Source organism: Sphingomonas sp. PP-CC-1A-547 (genome assembly GCF_003610375.1).
GTDB lineage: Bacteria > Pseudomonadota > Alphaproteobacteria > Sphingomonadales > Sphingomonadaceae > Sphingomonas.
The window spans coordinates 20,674-39,541 of the sequence record NZ_RAPZ01000013.1; the positions used below are offsets into that span (position 1 = coordinate 20,674).

Sequence of the window (18,868 nt, forward strand, 5' to 3'; positions counted from 1 at the left end):
ATTAGTTATACATTCCACATGATGGTTATTTCATCGAGATGCCGGTTGCTCTTTGCGGATCGGCGTCGCATCATGCGGGGAAGAAGACGCAGGAGAGTATGGGTGAGAAACGGCCTGTTGATAGCCATCGCTCTGGTTGCGCCTGCACTGAGCGGAGCCGCCCCTGCCCCGATGCGGATCTTCATCGCCAGCGACTCGACCGCGCAGGACTACAAGGCGGATCGCTATCCGCAGTCGGGTTGGGGCACGATGCTGCGATGCGCCATGGCGCCAAACGTCAGCATTGAGAACCGCGCGATCGGCGGGCGCAGCACCAACAGCTTCATCCGCGAGGGGCGGCTCGACAAGATCGCCGCGGACCTGCGGAAAGGCGACACGCTGCTGATCCAGTTCGGTCACAACGATGCGAGTGTCGACAAGCCCGAACGCTTCACGACGATCGAACAGTATCGCGCAAACCTCCGCCAATTTCTCGACGTCGCCAGCCATGCGGGTGCGAAGGCGGTGATCCTGACCCCGGTCGCGCGCCGCGACTTCAAGGACGGGGTCGAGCAACCTAGCTTTCCGACCTATGCAGATGCGGCGCGACAGGTGGCGCGCGACACGCGGACGCCGCTGATCGATCTCGGCAAGACGTCACAGGCCTGGGTGCAGGCGGCCGGGGCCGACGCGGCGAAGGGGTATTACCTGCATTACACCGGCGCAGCAGGAGCGCCCGGCTATCCCACCGGCGTGGCCGACGACACGCATTTCAGCGAAATCGGCGCGCGGCGGGTTGCCGATCTGGTGGCGACCGGACTCCACCATCTGAAGCTGCCGATCGCGCGGTACGTGACGCCTGGGACTCCCGCCCTGACGCGTGCGACGCCGGCGGGTGGCCCGTCGTGCGGCTGATCGGCGCGCTGGCTCTGGGATTTGCTTTGATGAGTACGGCGGCCGAAGCGCAGGTACGACGGTTCGTGTTCGGTGGTGGCTCGGCCCCGAAAGACGCCGTGTCGGTGGCGGCCGGGCGCGCTTATGCGGACGGCTTCGGTTTCGAGGGCGGTAACCCCGCGCTGTTCTCGGTTGCGGTCCCGCCAGGTAACTATCGGGTCACGGTGACTCTCGGCCTGCCCAAGATGCGTACCGACACCAGTATCAAGGCGGAGTCGCGGCGGTTGATGCTCGATACGGTCGTCGTGCCGGCGGGGCGATCGCTCACGCAGAGCTTCGTCGTCAACGTCCGCAACGCCGCACTCACCCCGCCGCCGCTGAACGCGCCGGGTGGGACCGCGGTGCTGATCAAGCCACGCGAGCGCGGTTCGTTCAGCTGGGACGACCGGCTGACGCTGGAGATGCTCGGCACGAAGCCCGGCGTGACTGCGATCACGATCGAGCCGATCACGGTGCCGACGATATTCCTGCTCAGCGACTCCACCGTCACCGACCAGCCGGCGGAGCCTGCCGCCAGTTGGGGGCAGATGCTTCCCGCTTTCTTCCGTCCGGACATCGCCGTCGCCAATCATGCGGAATCCGGCGAGACGATGAAATCTTTCATGACGGAATTGCGCTTCGCTAAGGTGCTGGAGTCCGCGAAGCCGGGCGATTGGGCGCTGATCCAGTTCGGGCATAACGACCAGAAAGCGCAGTGGCCGCAGACCTACGCCGCGGCCGAGACGACCTATCGTGATTACCTCCGCGCGTGGATCGCGGAGTTTCGGCGTCGGGGCGTGGAGCCAGTGCTCGTGACTTCGCCCGAACGGCGGATGTGGACCGGCGACAAGATCCGCCCGACACTCACGGACTATGCTGCGGCGGTGAAGGCGGTCGGCGCTGAACTACGCGTGCCGGTGATCGACCTGAATGCCGCGAGCATCCGCTTCTACGAGGCACTCGGACCGACGCGCGCGCCGCTCGCGTTCAACGATGGTGGCAAGGACGCGACGCATCACGACAATTACGGCGCCTGGGTCCTTGCGCGGGCGGTCGCGGCGGGCATTGCTACCGCGAAACTGCCGCTCGCCGAGCATCTGAAGCCGGACCTGACAGCATTCGACGCGGGCCATCCGCCCGACCCTGCCGCGTTCCGGCTTGCGCCGAGCGTGGCGCATGATTCCACCCGACCGGACGGAAACTGAGATGACCACGCGACGTACGATCCTGGCCGGTGGTCTCGCCAGTGGGCTCATCAGCCTGCTGCCGCTCCGCGCTCTCGCACAGCAAACGACGCTGGCGGTGGAGCGGTTCGCGCTCTGGCCAGGTGCCGCACCCGGCGGCCCGACACCGGCGGTTACCGACCAATGGGTCAAGCGTTCGCCGACCGGCGCGGCGGACGACATCGCCTGGCCGCATGTCGCGACGCCGATGCTGACGGTGGTGCGACCGGCCAAGCCCAACGGTGCGGCGGTGCTGATTTGTCCGGGCGGCGGTTACGCGCGTGTTGCAGTCGGGCGAACGGGCGGCGGCATTGCACGGGATTTCGCCGCGCGCGGCATCACCGCGTTCGAGTTGCTCTATCGCCTGCCGCACGATGGCTGGGCGGCGGGTCCCGATGCGCCGTTGCAGGATGCACAGCGGGCAATGCGCGTGATCCGCGCGGGTGCGGGCTCGCGCTGGACAGTCGACCCGGCGCGCGTTGCCGTCACAGGCTTCTCCGCTGGCGGGCATCTCGCAGCACGGCTGGCGTCCCGGTCGGCAATGCCGGCCTACGCGCCGATCGACGCGGCCGACCGCCTGTCCGCAAAACCCCTGATGGCGGGGCTGTTCTTTCCCGTCGTGACGATGCTCGACGACGGCGTGCATGCGCAATCGCGTCGCGAATTGTTAGGTCCGCACGCCGCCGATCCAGCCTGGCAGCGCCGCTATTCGACGCAGCTGGATATCCCGGCCGACATGCCGCCGAGCTTCGTGATGGCGAATGCCGACGATCCCGCGGTGCCGGCGCGCAACAGCATCCTGCTGTACGAAGCGCTGCATGCCGCCAAGATCCCGACCGAATTGATGGTGTTCGAAAAAGGCGGGCATGGCCCGCCTGCCCCGCACCGCGACGGCACGCCGATACCGTGGATGGACCTATTCCTCGCCTGGTCGCGCGACCATGGCTGGCCCGCGTAACGACAAGGATCTGACGATGCGAAACATTGCATTCGGGCTGAGCATCGCGCTCGCTATGGCCGCACCCTCGATCGCGGCAAAACCGGCCTCATGGATCGATGCGAAGACCGGCCACAAGGTCCTGCGACTGTCCGACGCGCCCGGCAATTACGCGCTATATTTCAATTACAACGCCTACACGCCGCAGGGCGACCTGATGATATTCCAGACCGCCGACGGTATCTCGGTGGCGGATACGAAGACATGGGCGGTCAGGTCGTTGCTGCACCGGCCCGGCGCTCACCTGCTGTTCGCCGGCCACAAGACGCGCACCGCGTATTTTTCCGAACAGGCCAAGGGTGGCGACGACGCGCCGATCACGATCTATGCCGCCGACATCGACACCGCCAAGGTCCGCAAGATCGCGGTGGTGCCGAAGGGCAGCCGCATCGACACGCTCAACGCCGACGAGACATTGCTCGCCGGGCAGGTCGCCTCGCGCGACATGCCGCTCCAGCCCAACGCGGCGGGCGTCGATATCAAGACCGGACAGACGGCGTACGCGGCGAACTGGCCCGACGGCCGGCCGATGGTCTATGCCGACGCCAAGGAGTTCCGGCTGAACCAGCGGCTCGACGCCAAGATTCCCATGGAGATCTTCACCGTCGACGTGACGACCGGGCAGCGGCGCAGCGTGGTGAAGGCGACCGACTGGCTCAACCACCTGCAATTCTCGCCGACCGACCCGACGCTGCTGATGTATTGCCATGAGGGGCCGTGGCACCGCGTCGACCGTATCTGGACCATCCGCACCGATGGCAGCCAGATAACCAAGGTTCACACGCGGACGATGAACATGGAGATTGCCGGCCATGAATTCTGGTCGCCCGACGGCAAGACGATCTGGTACGATCTGCAAACGCCGCGCGGCGAGGATTTTTGGTTGGCCGGCTACGACGTCGCCACTGCCAAGCGCCGTTGGTACCACCTCGACCGCAACGAATGGTCGGTCCATTATAACGTCTCGGCGGACCAGACACTGTTCTCGGGCGACGGCGGCGACAGCGAGATGGTCGCGCACGCCCCCGACGGGAAGTGGATGTACCTCTTCCGTCCGAAGCCCGTGCCCGACGTCGCCGGGATCCGCGCCGACAATGCCGACAGCCTGATCGAAGCAGGGACCTTCGCCGCAGAGAAACTCGTCGACATGGGCAAGCAGGATTACAAACTCGAGCCTAACGCGCGCTTTTCGCCAGACGGGAAATGGCTGATCTTCCGCGCGAACATCGAGGGCAAGGCGGCGATCTACGCAGTGGAGACCGCCAAGCCCGGACCCTGACGGCCGGCAGCCTCAGTCGGCGTCGTTCGACGGCCTGAGGCTGCCCGGAAAATAGCCCAGATGCGGCGGCTGGTTATAGGCGGTGTTCTGCCACGCGACGCCCGCGCGGTAGACCGGGTCCTGCATCAGCGTGACGAGGCGGTGCCTGGTCGGATACGGCGTCACGTAGATGCGCAATTCGCGGTTGTCGGCCGACCGCCACACCACCTCCTCGCGCCAGTCGCCGAGAATGTCCGCCTGTAGCGCAGGGTTGGATTTGGTGCCGTTGTTTGATGCGACGTCGGTCGGATGCAGCAATGGCAAGGCGGTGCCCGTCTTCCAGTTCCACTTGCTGATGGTCGTGCCGTCGAGCAGTTCCTGAAGCAGGTCGCCGTCCCAGTAGAGCGCGAAGTTGGTCTGGCGCGGCGCCGGTCCGATCGCATTGCCCTTCACGTCGAACAGGTCGCGGCTGTTCGAGCCCCATAGCTCGGCCCCGACATGACGTGGGTCGATATCCGCGGCGAGCCCGCGGCCCGTGTCGGTATCGGCAGGCTTGGTCCACAGGACCGCGCCGGTGCGCGCGTCGAGCAGTGCCGAGCCGATCCCGCCATTGGTCTTTACCTGCTCATGCACACCCCATTTCTCGAGACCCGGACGCAACGGGTCGAGATCGGCGACATGCATCGCATCGCCGTGGAACAGCGGCACGGTCCACAATCCCTTGCCGTCGTCGTCGACCGCCATCGAGCCATAGATCACCTCGTCGCGGCCGTCGCCGTCGACATCGGCGATGCTGAGCTGGTGGTTGCCGCGATCGGCATAGTCGGCGTTACCCGGCGCCGCACTGTCGAACAGCCAGCGCTTGCTCAGCTTGCCGCCACGATAATCCCACGCGGCGATCGCGGTGCGCGCATAATAGCCGCGACCGAAGATCATGCTCGGATGCCGTCCATCCAGATAGGCCGTGCCCGCAAGGAACCGGTCGGAGCGGTTGGCATAGCCATCGCCCCAGGTATCACGCATCTGGTCGAAGGTCGGATTGCCGCCGGTATAGCGCGGCGGATCATAGGGCGCGGTGGCGAGCGCCTTGCCCGAACGACCGTCGAACACCGTCAGATATTCCGGGCCTTTCAGGATACGTCCGACGAGCGGCGCGACCTTGGTCCCGTCCGCGAGCACCTTCGCGCCGGTCTTGTCGGGCTGCGGCACTTCGCCGTCGCGACCGCGCCAGTCCGCCTTGGCATCGCCGATCGTGACTCCGGTGCCATCGACGGTGCCGTCCGCAGTCTTCATTGCAATTTCGGCGCGGCCGTCGCCGTCGTAATCGGCAACCTGGAACTGCGTGTAATGCGCCCCCGCCCGAATGTTACGACCAAGGTCGATCCGCCAGAGCCGCTTGCCGTCGAGCGTATAGGCGTCGACGAAGACGTTGCCGGTATAGCCCGCTTGGCTGTTGTCGTGGCTGTTGGTCGGATCCCATTTCAGGATCAGTTCGTAACGCCCGTCGCCATCGAGATCGCCGACGCTGGCATCGTTGGCGGTATAGGTGAACGCCTCGCCATCGGGCGTCGTCCCGCCGGTCGGAGGCACGAGCGGAATCGACACATACCCGCGCGGCGCCATCAGCGCGGGGGCACTCGGTGCTGCTGCCTTCCCGCCGACGAGGGCACGAATGGTATAGTGGGCGCGATCATTGCCCTCGCGATCGACGAACGACGTCGCGTCGGCGACCGGCTGCGATGTGATCTTGCGGCCGTCGCGATAGACGTCGAAGCGGGTCGCGGACGGATCGTCCCGCAACAGTCGCCAGCTGACGAGCCAGCCGCCGTCCTTCGCGGGCGTGGCGACGGCGCCACGATCCAGCCGCTCTACCGCGCGGGACGGCGATGCCGCCAGCGCGGGCGTCGCAACACCGACCATGAGCGCCAGGAACGCGCGGCTGCCTATCGTCATCATCATCTCCATTGCGGCGTGCCAATTATCGCACTTATCCCAATTATTATGATTGCCCTTCAGGAAATGGCAAACTAATAAACGGGACAGAGCTTCACAATATGGTTTTTCGTCGGTCATGGTACCGGCATTGGCGACGGTAACGACCGCGTCGAGACGAGGGGATGATGATGACTGGACCCAGCACAGAAATCGATCGCGCAACATGCCGCAAGGCCTGCCGCGCCCGTGCCTTGTCGACGCGCCCAGCCGGCTAGCCCAGCCACCTAGCATGGTGACTTCACGATGGGCCGGCTACCGCATGCGTCGCCGCCCGGAACGTCTTTCGGGGGGAATATGATGACACTTCACACTTGTTCGGTGCGCAATCTGGCGATCACGACGTCTTCACTGGCGCTGATGCTGGGCTCGGCGACCGCCGCTACCGCCCAGACGACCGCGCCTACGACGCCGGCGACAGACGTTGCGCAATCCGCACAGAAGCCCGCGCCCGACGCGACCCTGCCGGACGGCGCGACCTCGGAAGACATCCTCGTCGTCGGCACGCGCGCCTCGCTGCAATCGGCGATCGCCCGCAAGCGCAAGGCCGGCACCGTGGTCGACTCGATCGTCGCCGACGACATTGCGAGCTTTCCGGACAAGAACCTCGGTGACTCGCTGGCCCGCGTCACCGGCGTGCAGCTCGATCGCGACTTCGGCGAAGGCACCAAGATCTCGATCCGCGGCGTCGAACCCGATCTCAACCGCATCGAGATCAACGGCGTCACGCAGGCCAGCGCCGATGGCAGCCGCTCGGGCGATCTGCGCGATCTCGCGACCGAACTCGTCAAGTCGATCGACGTCTACAAGGGCTATAGCGCCGACCTGACCGAAGGCGGCCTCGGCGGCACGGTCAGCGTCGAGACGCGCCGTCCGCTCGAACTGGCAAAGCCGCTCCTCAGCGCAGTGGCCTCCGCGCAGCATCTCGACACCGCACAGAAATGGCGTCCCCGCCTCACCGGCATCTTCGGGACACCCCATTTCCTGCTCGATGGCCTCGGCATCCTGGGCACCGTCAACTACGAGAAGAAGCAGCTTCGCCAGGACTATATCAGCAACACCAACTGGAAGCGGATCGCGGATTTCGATCGCTCGGACGAGAAGACCGTCGCCAACCCCGCTTATGCCAATTTCAACACCTATGGCAGTTGCGCAGGCGTCGGCGGAGCGAATGCGGCAGCGGCGACGACGCGGCGGCTGGCCTGCGAGACGCAGTTCTTCGACTGGGTCCCGACCGTGCCGCGCCTGCGCCAGCGCCGGATCGACGACCAGCGCCTGTCCGCCGATCTCCAGGTCCAGTATGAATTCGCGCCGAACTTCCGCGCGTACGCCGAAGCGATCATCACCAACCGCAAGCAGCAGTTCAACGACGTCAACTACTCGCTCGATCTCGGCCGTTTCGAGCGCTTCAACTACGACGCCGCGCTGCCGGTCGGCCTGAATGGCGCCACGTCGCGTCCGCAGATCACCGCGGGCACGTCGACCAGCGAGAACCACGTCGTCACCAGCGCGCTGACCGCGCTCAATTCGGTCAATGTCGGCACAGCCGCTGCACCGGTCTGGAACGGTGCCAGCAACATCCTCGGCGTCCAGCGTCGCGATTTCAAATACGATCAGCGCACCCGGTATTACCTGACCGGGTTCGACTGGACCTTCGACGATCTCAAGATCAAGGCGCTCGCGTCGCATTCGACGGGCCGAACCGTCAACGATACCAACCTGCTCGCCTATTCGACCGGCATCGGCGGGGTTACCATAGACCGTCGCAACGACCTTGGCGTTCCGGTGTTCGTGTTCCCCGAAAACTTCGACCCGAATTCGACCGGCGCCTATGTCCGCCCCGGCACGATCAACGCACCCGGACGGCAGGCCGGACCGACCGTCCAGTATCGCCCGAGCGACAACAACAACAAGGAAGACCAGCTCAAGCTTGACGCGGACTGGAACACCAACCTGCCGTTCCTGACGAGCATCGAATATGGCGGGCAGTTCCGCTGGCAGGAGTATGAGAACTACAACGGCGGCGGCTCGCGCCTGCTGACGCCAGCGGTTTCGGCGAACCCTTCGACCGGCGCGGCGGCCGTCCCTGCCGTGTATCAGACGAGCGCCAACGTTTCGTACACCACCGTCGTCACCGATACGCCGCCGGCCGTGCGCGCCGCGAACACCTATTACATGACGCAGGCCCAGTACGCACAGTTCATCGCGGCCAATACAGGCGGTCTGCCGGGTGCGGGCCTGTTCACCGGGCTCAAGGGTGCGCCGGCTGGCCTGCCCTCGCAACTGTCGGTACCGACCATCAATTTCGACCGACTGGGCCAGATATACGACCTGTCGGGCTTCGATCAGGATCTGGTCCGCAACGCCGATGGCCAGTCGCAGATCCCGACCGTCTTCATCAAGGAAACCGTTGCCGCCGCATATCTGAAGGGTAATTTCGAGCAGGACGTCCTCGGCATGCGGTTCAGCGGCAATGCCGGCGTTCGCTATATCAAGACGACCGACAAGGGCACCGGCACCAACATCAGCCGGCAGACGCGGATCCGTCCCGGCACGGGCGTGCCCGGTATTCCCGCAGTGATCGAAACGGTCACGCTTGCGGCAAACTCGCTGTCGTTGAAGAACAGCTACACCGACTGGCTTCCCGCGTTCAACGGCGCGCTGGAAATCACGCCGAACCTGACCTTCCGCGCCAACTGGGCTCGCAATCTCGCCCGTCCCAAGCCGACCGATCTGGTCCCCAACGTCAATTGTCTCGACGACTCCACCGATATCACCGGGCTTCAGGACGCCTGCACCGCGGGCAATCCCGATCTCGTGCCGTATCGCGCCGATCAATGGGAAGTGAACCTCGGCTGGTTCCCGAACAAGGACACCGCGGTCAGCATCGGGTATTTCAAGAAATACGAGAAGAGCTTCGTCATCTCGAACGTGACGCGCGGCGATGTCGATCTCTTCCAGGACGGCTCGCTGTTCACGGTGCGCCAGCCGGTCAACGGGTTCGGCGCGTTGCTGGACGGGATCGAAGGTAGCGTACAGACCGCCTTCACGTTCCTCCCCGCACCGTTCGATGGTCTCGGGGCCAGCGGCAACTTCACCTATGCGCGCGCGATCCGGACCAACCTGACCAACGTCGCCACCGGCCAACCGCTCAACGACTATCCCGGCCTGTCGAAGTGGACCGCGAATGCGAGCATCTTCTACGATAAGGATTGGCTCAACATCCGCGTCAACTACAATTACCGCTCGAACTGGCTCCAGACCGTGTCCGACGTCAATTTCGACAACAGCCCGATCTATCGTCGCGGCGAAGGCTATTTCGATGCAAAGGTGACGTTCCGGTTCCCCGAGCAGCACACCCAGTTGTTCATGGAGATCCAGAACATCAACAAGGAGTCGTCGGCGAGCTACATCGACAAGGCGCGGCCGGTGGAATATTATTACGCCGGCCAGCGGTTCTTCGCCGGTCTCCAGCTAAAATTCTAGAGCGCTCCCTCCTCGGCCGACCGCCGCAAGACGGTCGGCCGTTTTTTCCTGGTTTTCCAGACGTGTAGCGTGACCGGAATCGACGCAAGATTCGCCGATTGCCAGCATGTAGGAGGCCGTCTTATGGAGTGGGCATGAACACTTCCACGACGAACATCGACAAGTCGGAGTCGGCCGGAAACGGCGTCGGTGCCGGCAGCCAGACCCTCATGCGCGGGCTCGACCTGATCGAGGCGGTCAGCCACGAGGTGCTGACGCTCAGCGAACTCGCGGTAAAGCTCGACCTGACGAAGAGCACGACGCACCGGTTGCTGAGTGCGCTGGTCGATCGCGGGTATCTCGCGTTCACGCCGCGCTCCGGATACCGGCTCGGACCCAAGCTGTTGCTGCTCGGCACGCTTGCGCAGGCGCAGGCCGATCTGGTGCAGGTCGCGCGACCCTATCTGGAGGAGCTGGCCGCCTCGACCGAAGACACCGTGCATCTTGGCGTGTTCGACGGTGATTTCGCGCTGTATCTCGACAAGGTGCCGGGGCGGCGGCGGATCACGATTTCGAGCCGGGTGGGCGATCGCCAGCCGCTCAGTTCGACCGGGCTTGGCAAGGCGCTGATGATCGATTCCCCCCCAAAATATTGGCAGGAGCGCTTCGACGCGGACCAGGCGGCGGGTGCGCCCAAGGCCGATGCGAAAGTGTGGCGCGAGCGGATGCAAGGCTATGCGACGTGCGGCCGTGCGTTCGATCTGGAGGAGAACGAGGACCAGATCCGCTGCGTCGCCGCCCCGATCCGCGATGCCGCGGGCAAGATCGTCGGCGCGATCAGCGTGTCCAGCGCCGCGCAATATATGAGCGACGACCGCATGACGACGCTGACCGACGAAGTGCGCGGCACCGCGGGCGCGATCAGCCGCGAACTCGGCTTCGAGCCGCCAACCGACTAACTGGGAGAAAATAATGTTGCTCGAAGGCAAGACCGTGCTGGTGACCGGCGCATCGGCAGGAATCGGCCGCGCGGTGGCTATCGGTTGCGCGCGACACGGCGCCGACGTCGCGCTGAATTTCGCGCGTGACGTGGCGGGTGCCGAGAGTGCCGTGGCCGAGATCGAGGCGCTCGGGCGGAAAGCCGTCGCGATCCAGGGCGACGTCGCCGATCCGGATACCGCGCGCGACTTCATCGACAAGGCCGTAGCGGCGCTCGGGCGGGTCGACGTGTTCGTCAACAACGCCGGGATCTGTCCGTTCCACGCATTCCTCGACATGCCGGTCGAGACGTTCGAGCGAACCATGCGCGTCAACCTCCACGGCGCCTATTACATGGTGCAGGCCGCGGCGAACCAGATGGTGAGGCAGGGCGATGGGGGCTCGATCATCGCGATGTCGTCGATCTCGGCGCTGGTCGGCGGCGAGTACCAAACGCATTACACGCCGACCAAGGCTGGCCTGCATTCGCTGATGCAGTCGGTCGCGATCGCGCTCGGCAAGCACGGCATCCGCTGCAACTCGCTGTTCCCGGGGACGATCCTGACGGACATCAACAAGGACGATCTCGCCGACGAGGCCAAGCGGTCGTACATGGAAAAACGCATCCCGCTGGGTCGGCTTGGCAAGCCCGACGATCTGGTTGGGCCTACCGTGTTCCTGGCGTCCGATCTCGCGCAATACGTCACCGGAGCCTCGCTGCTGGTCGACGGCGGCATGTACGTGAACCTGCAATAAGCGGCTTTGGGGCCTTGTCCCTGACGCGCCGCGACGTCGGGTTGGGGATCGGCGCGGCGCTGCTTCCCTTCCCTGCGCATGCCGCGATGGTGATCGACGTGCGCAAACTCGGTGCGCGCGGCGATGGGCGCGCGATTGACAGCACCGCGATCAATGCCGCTATTGCCGCCGCCGCCAAGGCCGGCGGGGGCACCGTGACCATCCCCGCGGGCCGCTATCTCTGCTTCTCGATCCGGCTAAAAAGCCATGTGACGATCCAGCTTGCCAGGGGCGCGGTAATCGAGGCGGCCGATCCGGCGCGCCATGCCGGGCACTACGACCTGCCCGAAGACCGCGGCGAGCAACTGTACCAGGACTTCGGCCACAGCCATTGGCGCAACAGCCTGTTCTGGGGCGAGAATGTTGAGAACGTCGCGATTGTCGGCCCCGGCCTGATCCACGGGCTCGGGCTGACACGCGACGGTCCCGGTGCGCGGTGGAAGGCGCAGACCGGCGAGCGGCCGCTGTCGATGCGCCAGATGACCGCGGCTGAGATCGCCCGGCTCGAACCCGATGCGCAACGCATGAACGGTCTAGGCAACAAGGCGATCGCGTTCCGGAACGGGCGCAATATCCGCCTGTCCGGTTTCTCGATGCTAAAATGCGGGCATTTCGCCATCCTCGCGACGGGCACGCGCGACCTGCACATCCACGACCTGACGATCGACACGGATCGCGACGGGATCGACCTCGATTGCGTCCAGCGCACGATCGTCGAGCAGTGCCGCGTCAACACGCCCAACGACGACGCGATCGTCATCAAGAGCAGTTTCGCGCTCGGTCGCGCGGTCGCTGCGGAGGACGTGACGGTGCGGCATTGCGCCGTCTCGGGTTACGACCTCGGGACCATGCTCGATGGCACGCGGCGGACGACCCAACTGCTCGCGCCCGACCGCGACCGCGTGACGGGGCGGATCAAGCTCGGGACCGAGAGCAACGGCGGATACCGGCGCATCCTGATCGAGGATTGCAGCTTCACCCACTGCCGCGGGCTTGCGCTAGAGACGGTCGACGGCGGCGTCATGGAAGACGTCGTCGCGCGCCGCATCACGATGCGCGACGTGACGACTGCGCCGCTGTTCCTGCGGATCGGCGACCGACGCCGCGGCCCTGCCGGCACGCAGGTAGGTGCGATCCGGCGGGTGACGCTAAGCGACATCGACGCGACGGGGATCGATCACCGCTTCGCCGCAGCAATCGCGGGGCTTCCCGGCCATCCGGTTGAAGACGTCACGCTTTCGCGCATCCATTTGTCCTATCGCGGCGGCGGCACGCCCGACGATGCCGCACGCAGGCCTGAAGACCTCGCGGGTGCCTATCCGGAGCCGAGCATGTTCGGCATACTGCCCGCCTGGGGCTTGTGGGTCCGGCATGCGAAGGGCCTCGTAATCGACCGCCTCGACCTCGCAACGACCACGCCCGACGCCCGCCCTCCCTTCGTTGTCGAGGACGCGACCGGACTTTCGGTGACACGGACCCAACTCTGGCGCGGTTAGCGTTTGACCTGAGCCCGGAACGTCTTTACCAAATCGTACATAGCAATACCACATAGTGGATTGGGAGGGTGCGATGTCGATCCATGCGTTCAGGATGCAGCTCAAGCCCGGCGTGGTCGATGAATACCGCAAGCGCCACGACGAAATCTGGCCCGAACTGTCTGCGCTACTGACCGAGAGCGGCATCCATGACTATTCGATCTTCCTCGACGAGGCGACGCTGGCGCTGTTCGCCGTCCTGAAGCTCGCCGAACCGAACACCCGCGATGCCCTCCCCGATCATCCGGTGATGAAGCGCTGGTGGGATTACATGGCGCCGCTGATGGAGGTTGAGGATAACAACCGGCCGAAGGAATGGTCGCTCCCGCTGATCTTCCATCATGCTTGATCGCGCCCGCCTGATCGCGCTGGCGCTCGCCACCGCGCTGACGCCGGTCACCGCGACGGCACAGGTCGCACGCCCGACGCAGAACCTCGCCGCGTCGGTCAAGACCTTCGGCCGCGTCTCGTACGATGCACGGTCGCTGATGATCGACGGCAAGCGTCAGGTGATCTGGTCGAGCGAATTCCACCCGTTCCGCCTGCCCAGCCCCGATCTGTGGCGCGACATACTGCAGAAGATGAAGGCGAGCGGGTTCAACACCGTCGCGCTCTATTTCGACTGGGGATATCACAGCCCCAAACAGGGCGTGTACGACTTCACCGGCATCCGCGACGTCGAGCGCGTGCTGGCGATGGCGCAGGAAGAAGGGCTGTACGTCATCACCCGCGCCGGACCGTATGTGAATGCGGAGCTGTCGCGCGGCGGGTTTCCGGGCTGGCTGGTCAACCAGAAGGCCCGCGCGAGGACCGACGATCAGGCCTATCTCGCCGCGGTCGACGAGTGGCTCGGCCACGTCAACGCGATCATCGCGCGGCACCAGATCAACGGCGACGGCAAGGGCCATAGCGGCAGCGTCATCCTCCACCAGATCGAGAACGAACTGGCGCTGACCACGCCTGCGCAGCGCCGCTACATGGACCATCTCTACACCAAGGCACGCACCGACGGCATTACCGTGCCGCTGTTCCACAACGACCAGGGCCGCAACGGATATTGGGTGCCCGAAAGCTCGACCGTCGCGAACGTGGTGAAGGGGCCGAACGACATGTACGCGTTCGACGGCTATCCCGGCGGGACCTGCACCGTCGCGGGCAAGCCGACGCGCGGCGTCGCTGCCCCCGACTGGGGGTTCTACAGTCCCGGCGGCGCAAAGGGCGGCGCGTCCGCCTCGCCCGACACGCCAGCCTTCCTTGCCGAGTTCGGTGGCGGCTGGTTCGACTATTGGGGCTCGAACGGCGGCTACGAATGCAACGCCATCCAGCGGGGCAAGCGGTTCCAGCGCGTGTTCTACGGCACCAACTTGGCCAACGGGATCGACATCCAGAGCTTCTACATGGGCTATGGCGGGACGAGCTGGGGCTGGCTTCCCGCCCCCGTCGTGTTCACGAGCTACGACTACGGTTCGGCGATCTCCGAAGCGCGAGAGGTGCGGAGCAAGGCGGAGGAGATGAAACAGCTCGGTGGGCTGATCGCCGCGGTGCCGGACCTCGCGGGCATGGTCCCCGCCGCGCCGGTACAGGTGTCGTCGCCGAACGTGCAGGCGTATCACAACCGCAGTCCGGAGAGCGATGCGCGCTTCCTGATGGTGACGCACAAGCCATCCAATGGCCAGACCGACGACCGCTTCACGATCACCGCCGACCTGCCCGACGGGCGCTACACTTTCCCGCGAGGGGAGCCGATGCGGCTGAACGGGTTCGACGCGAAATGGCTGGTCGCAGGGGTGAATGTCGGCGGGCAGCGGCTGGTTTATTCGACCTCCGAATTGCAGACTGCACTGACGATCGATCGCGGCGACGTGATGCTGCTCTATGGTCGCGCGGGCGAGACCGGCGAGACAATGCTGCGCTATGCGTCCGCGCCGACCGTGACACTGCTCGAAGGCACTGCCACCAGCGCGTTCGACGCAGCGAAGGGCGATCTCCGGCTCGATTATACGCATGCCGGGCGCGCGGTGGTGCGGATTACCGGCGGCGGGCGCCCTGCGCTCACGCTGATCCTGGCGGACGAGGCCGAGGCGGTTCGCTATTGGCGAGGCAGCGACGCGGTGCTCGTGCGCGGCCCCGCGTTGCTGCGCTCGACCAAGGCGACCGGCGGCACGCTGGCGCTGACCGGCGATACTGCCGAGACGACGCCGCTCGAAATCTGGGCTCCTGCCGCGCTACGGTTGGTGCGGTGGAACGGGACGGCGGTTGCGACGAACACGACCGCGATCGGTAGCCGAAGCGCGACGACCGCATTGCCCGGTCCAGCGCCCGTCGTGCTGCCAGCATTGACCGGATGGCGGATGGCACAGGGTTCGCCCGAAGCAGCACCCGGCTTTGACGACACCAGCTGGCAGGCGATCGACGGACGCGGCAGCGCGACCACCACGGCCAAGCCCGATGGCCAGCCGAACCTGACGATGGATTCCTACGGCTTCCACGACGGCGACGTCTGGTATCGCGGCCGCTTCACCGGCACGCCCGACGCGAAGCAGATCGCGCTGTTCTACGGCGCGGGCGGTTCGGGTATGGTGCAGGTCTGGGTCGATGGCCAGTTCGTCGGCCAGAATGAGCTGCCGAGCGGATTGCCGCGGCCGATCACGACCGGGCTCGCACGGTTCGACTTGCCCGCCTCCGCACAGTCGGGCGGCGAGCACGTCGTGAGCGTCATGGTGCGCAACAACGGTCACAACTGGGACCTCGATTCCGACGACTATCACAAGGAAGCGCGCGGGCTGGTTTCCGCATCGATCGAGGCGCCGGGCGGGCGCAGCTTCGGCGTACCGATCGCGTGGAAGATCCAGGGTAAGCTCGGCGGCGAGGACCTCCCCGATCCGGCGCGCGGCCCCGCCAACAACGGCGGTCAATATGGCGAACGGTTCGGCTGGCACCTGCCCGGCTTCGACGACAAGGCCTGGGCCGCAGCGATCCTCCCCGCCACCACGGCGACGCCCGGCACGACCTGGTATCGCACGCGGTTCGATCTCGCGGTGCCGAAGGGCCAGGACACGACGATCGCCCTCGCGTTCGGCGACACGACGACCCCGCGCTCGGTCGCCCGCTACCGTGCGCTGCTGTTCGTCAACGGCTGGAACATGGGCCAATTTATCGCGCATGTCGGACCGCAGCGCGTGTTCCCGATCCCCGAGGGCATCCTCAACCACCACGGCGCGAACACCGTCGCGCTCGCAGTCACGTCCGACGGCGCGCCCGGCGATGCGATCGAGCAAGTCCGCCTGGTGACGATGCGCAACGTCAAGGGCGGCGTGCCGGTGCGGATGGCCGCGGCACCCGACCGGCTGGGCCCCGCCAAATGATCACGCGCAGAACATTTGGCGCGGGCGCTGGGGCGGCCTGTTTCGCTAGCATCGCACCAGCCGCAAAGGTCGCAAGCGGCGCAAGGCCATGGCCCTATCTGATCGGCGCGGACGTCTCGTGGATCCCGGAGGACGAGTTCGCCGGCGCGACGTATTTTGAGAACGGCGTCACCAAGGACCCGCTCGCAATCCTGCGCGATGCGGGGTTCAACGCGATCAAGCTGCGGCTGTTCGTCGATCCTGCGAAGGGGTATTCGAGCGGCAAGCCGGGCGGGCCGTGGTGCGACCTGCCGCGCACGATCGCGTTCGCCAAGCGGATCAAGGCCGCCGGTTTCCACCTGTCGCTGACGCTGCATTATTCCGACACCTGGGCCGATCCGCAGCATCAGGACAAGCCCGCCGCCTGGGCTGCGCTCACGTTCCCCCAACTGGTCGAGGTAGTCCACCGCCATACCGTCGACGCGCTGTCGGCGATGAAGCGCGCGGGGGCCGCCCCCGACCTGGTCGTGATCGGCAACGAGACGACCTTCGGCATGCTCTGGCCCGACGGACGCGTGCCGCTGACCATCCCTACCGGCAATCCGCAGACCGATGCGGTGCACATGAACGTGCCCGGCGCCGGCGGGTACGACCGGTTCGCGATGCTGTTGAAGGCCGGGATCGCCGGCGCACGCGAAGCGACGCCCGAGGCGCGGGTGGCGGTGCACAATCATCTCGGGCGGCACTGGCCGATCGTCCGCTACTGGATGGACAATCTGCTCCAGCGCGGGGTCAAATTCGATGCCACCGGCTTCTCCTGCTACCAGCAACAGGCGCAGGGCGACTGGGCGCGAACCTTCACCGAGTTCACCAAAGCCTATCCCGATCACGGCTTTCTCGCGCTCGAATATTCGTCGCGCAAACGGTATTTGAACGACCTCGTCCACGCGCAGCCGCACGGCTGGGGCAGCTTCATCTGGGAGCCGACGCGGCACCAGGAAGCCATCTTCACGCACAACGGCACGCTCGCCGGCGAAGGCCCCAAGCCCGACCTCCTCTCGCAGGGAATCAACGCCGCCGAAGCGCCCGACGCCGTGACAGCGCCGACCGTGCCGACACCGCCGAACGGCACGACGCCGTCGACCGGTCATGGCGGCCGCTACGACGCGGACCCCGAATTTCTCACCCTCTATCGGACGATGGCGCGCGACTACGGGCTCAGCCCTGCGCGTCCCAACAGGAGACTATAAGTGGCTGCCCTCACCCATAATGTGCCGCGCGCGGACGTAACCGCTGCGATCGCCAAACTGATGGACAACCTCGTCAACATCAAGGACGAGACCGGCGAGTTCCTGCTGCGCCTCGAAGACGGCCGGGTCATCGACACCAAGGGCTGGGCGGGCTGGGAATGGACGCACGGCGTAGGCCTGTTCGGCATGTGGCGCTATTACGAGCAGACCGGCGACCCAGGCGCGCTGGCGATCATCAAGCAGTGGTTCGAGGATCGCTTCGCCGAGGGCACGCCGACCAAGAACATCAACACCGTCGCGCCGTTCATCACGCTCGCCTATCTCTACGAGCGCGAACCCGACCCGCGCTACATTCCCTATCTCGACACCTGGGCCGAGTGGCTGATGGCACCGGACGGGCTGCCCAAGACCGAGGAGGGCGGGTTCCAGCACATCGTCTACAATGACGAAAATCCGGGCGAGATGTGGGACGACACGCTGATGATGTCGGTGTTGCCGCTCGCCAAGATCGGCCTGCTGCTCAACCGCCCGCACTATGTCGAGGAAGCCAAGCGGCAGTTCCTCGTCCATATCAAATACCTGTTCGACAAGAAGACCGGGCTCTGGTTCCACGGCTGGGACTTCAACGGACGGCACAATTTCGCCGAAGCGCTGTGGGCGCGCGGCAATTGCTGGGTGACGATCGCGATCCCGGAGATCATCGAGATCCTCGACCTTCCGGTGGGCGACGCGTTCCGCACCTTCCTGATCGATACGCTCGCAGCGCAGGTGAAGACGCTCACCGAGACGCAGGACGAGAGCGGGCTGTGGCACACGCTGGTGATGGACCCGACCAGCTATCTCGAGGCGTCGGCGACCGCGGGCTTCGCCTACGGCATCCTGAAGGGCGTCCGGAAGGGCTATCTGCCGCGCCAATACGAGGCGGTCGGGATCAAGGCCGTGCAGGGCGTGCTTGCCAATATCGACGAGGCCGGCGAACTGAAGCAGGTCAGCTTCGGCACCGCGATGGGCGACACGCAGCAATTCTACAAGGACATCGCGCTCACCTCGATGCCTTACGGCCAGAGCCTCGCGATGGTCGCGCTCGCCGAGTTCCTGCGGACCTATATCTGACCCTGC

13 protein-coding genes are annotated in these 18,868 nt (G+C 65.5%); 12 read left to right on the forward strand and 1 reads right to left on the reverse strand.

Annotated elements, in window-relative coordinates; genetic code table 11:
- Positions 1–102: 102 nt before the first annotated feature.
- From C8J39_RS13655 to C8J39_RS13670, 4 genes are read left to right on the forward strand one after another with little or no spacing between them, the layout of a single operon-like run.
- The gene (locus tag C8J39_RS13655) at positions 103–894 is read left to right on the forward strand and encodes a rhamnogalacturonan acetylesterase (protein WP_243650091.1); all 792 of its coding nucleotides are present in this window, start codon (positions 103–105) and stop codon (positions 892–894) included.
- Positions 895–923: 29 nt separating this feature from the next.
- Positions 924–2,117, forward strand: coding sequence for a rhamnogalacturonan acetylesterase (locus C8J39_RS13660; protein ID WP_120300985.1), 1,194 nt, complete (start codon positions 924–926; stop codon positions 2,115–2,117).
- Between the two features lies 1 nt (position 2,118).
- On the forward strand, positions 2,119–3,093 hold the full coding sequence (locus tag C8J39_RS13665; RefSeq protein WP_120300986.1) for an alpha/beta hydrolase: 975 nt from the start codon (positions 2,119–2,121) through the stop codon (positions 3,091–3,093).
- 16 nt (positions 3,094–3,109) lie between these two features.
- Complete coding sequence (locus tag C8J39_RS13670; protein ID WP_120301206.1) at positions 3,110–4,411, forward strand: oligogalacturonate lyase family protein; 1,302 nt, start codon at positions 3,110–3,112, stop codon at positions 4,409–4,411.
- Positions 4,412–4,423: 12 nt separating this feature from the next.
- On the opposite strand, the gene C8J39_RS13675 is transcribed toward C8J39_RS13670, so the two are convergent.
- Complete coding sequence (locus C8J39_RS13675) at positions 4,424–6,343, reverse strand: rhamnogalacturonan lyase (RefSeq protein WP_243650093.1); 1,920 nt, start codon at positions 6,341–6,343, stop codon at positions 4,424–4,426.
- A 336-nt stretch (positions 6,344–6,679) separates the two neighbouring features.
- Here C8J39_RS13675 and C8J39_RS13680 point away from each other — a divergent pair, with 336 nt between their 5' ends.
- The 8 genes from C8J39_RS13680 (at position 6,680) to C8J39_RS13715 (ending at position 18,862) form a co-directional block, all read left to right on the forward strand.
- A complete protein-coding gene (locus tag C8J39_RS13680) occupies positions 6,680–9,868 on the forward strand; it encodes a TonB-dependent receptor (protein ID WP_259457557.1) in 3,189 nt (1,062 codons plus the stop codon).
- A gap of 134 nt (positions 9,869–10,002) precedes the next feature.
- Entirely contained in the window at positions 10,003–10,806 is an 804-nt protein-coding gene (locus C8J39_RS13685; RefSeq protein ID WP_120300987.1) for an IclR family transcriptional regulator, read from the forward strand.
- Positions 10,807–10,816: 10 nt separating this feature from the next.
- Entirely contained in the window at positions 10,817–11,581 is a 765-nt protein-coding gene (locus C8J39_RS13690; protein WP_120300988.1) for an SDR family NAD(P)-dependent oxidoreductase, read from the forward strand.
- 14 nt (positions 11,582–11,595) lie between these two features.
- Positions 11,596–13,116 carry a glycoside hydrolase family 28 protein gene (locus tag C8J39_RS13695; RefSeq protein WP_243650095.1) on the forward strand — a complete coding sequence of 507 codons (1,521 nt, stop codon included), beginning with the start codon at positions 11,596–11,598 and terminating at the stop codon, positions 13,114–13,116.
- A 73-nt stretch (positions 13,117–13,189) separates the two neighbouring features.
- The gene (locus tag C8J39_RS13700; RefSeq protein ID WP_120301210.1) at positions 13,190–13,504 is read left to right on the forward strand and encodes an L-rhamnose mutarotase; all 315 of its coding nucleotides are present in this window, start codon (positions 13,190–13,192) and stop codon (positions 13,502–13,504) included.
- Positions 13,497–16,520 (forward strand): beta-galactosidase, encoded by a 3,024-nt coding sequence (locus tag C8J39_RS13705; protein WP_120300989.1) that lies wholly within the window; start codon positions 13,497–13,499, stop codon positions 16,518–16,520. Before C8J39_RS13700 ends, C8J39_RS13705 begins: the two co-directional genes overlap by 8 nt.
- Positions 16,517–17,749 carry a glycosyl hydrolase 53 family protein gene (locus C8J39_RS13710; RefSeq protein WP_120300990.1) on the forward strand — a complete coding sequence of 411 codons (1,233 nt, stop codon included), beginning with the start codon at positions 16,517–16,519 and terminating at the stop codon, positions 17,747–17,749. Before C8J39_RS13705 ends, C8J39_RS13710 begins: the two co-directional genes overlap by 4 nt.
- On the forward strand, positions 17,750–18,862 hold the full coding sequence (locus tag C8J39_RS13715) for a glycoside hydrolase family 105 protein (RefSeq protein WP_120300991.1): 1,113 nt from the start codon (positions 17,750–17,752) through the stop codon (positions 18,860–18,862).
- The last annotated feature ends 6 nt before the right edge of the window (positions 18,863–18,868 follow it).

Excerpts from the sequence above, each read along its gene's own strand:
- C8J39_RS13660 (WP_120300985.1), top strand. The coding sequence starts at position 924 with ATGAGTACGGCGGCCGAAGCGCAGGTACGACGGTTCGTGTTCGGTGGT.
- C8J39_RS13665 (WP_120300986.1), top strand. The coding sequence starts at position 2,119 with ATGACCACGCGACGTACGATCCTGGCCGGTGGTCTCGCCAGTGGGCTC.
- C8J39_RS13670 (WP_120301206.1), top strand. The coding sequence starts at position 3,110 with ATGCGAAACATTGCATTCGGGCTGAGCATCGCGCTCGCTATGGCCGCA.
- C8J39_RS13675 (WP_243650093.1), bottom strand. The coding sequence starts at position 6,343 with ATGACGATAGGCAGCCGCGCGTTCCTGGCGCTCATGGTCGGTGTTGCG.
- C8J39_RS13680 (WP_259457557.1), top strand. The coding sequence starts at position 6,680 with ATGATGACACTTCACACTTGTTCGGTGCGCAATCTGGCGATCACGACG.
- C8J39_RS13685 (WP_120300987.1), top strand. The coding sequence starts at position 10,003 with ATGAACACTTCCACGACGAACATCGACAAGTCGGAGTCGGCCGGAAAC.
- C8J39_RS13700 (WP_120301210.1), top strand. The coding sequence starts at position 13,190 with ATGTCGATCCATGCGTTCAGGATGCAGCTCAAGCCCGGCGTGGTCGAT.
- C8J39_RS13705 (WP_120300989.1), top strand. The coding sequence starts at position 13,497 with ATGCTTGATCGCGCCCGCCTGATCGCGCTGGCGCTCGCCACCGCGCTG.
- C8J39_RS13710 (WP_120300990.1), top strand. The coding sequence starts at position 16,517 with ATGATCACGCGCAGAACATTTGGCGCGGGCGCTGGGGCGGCCTGTTTC.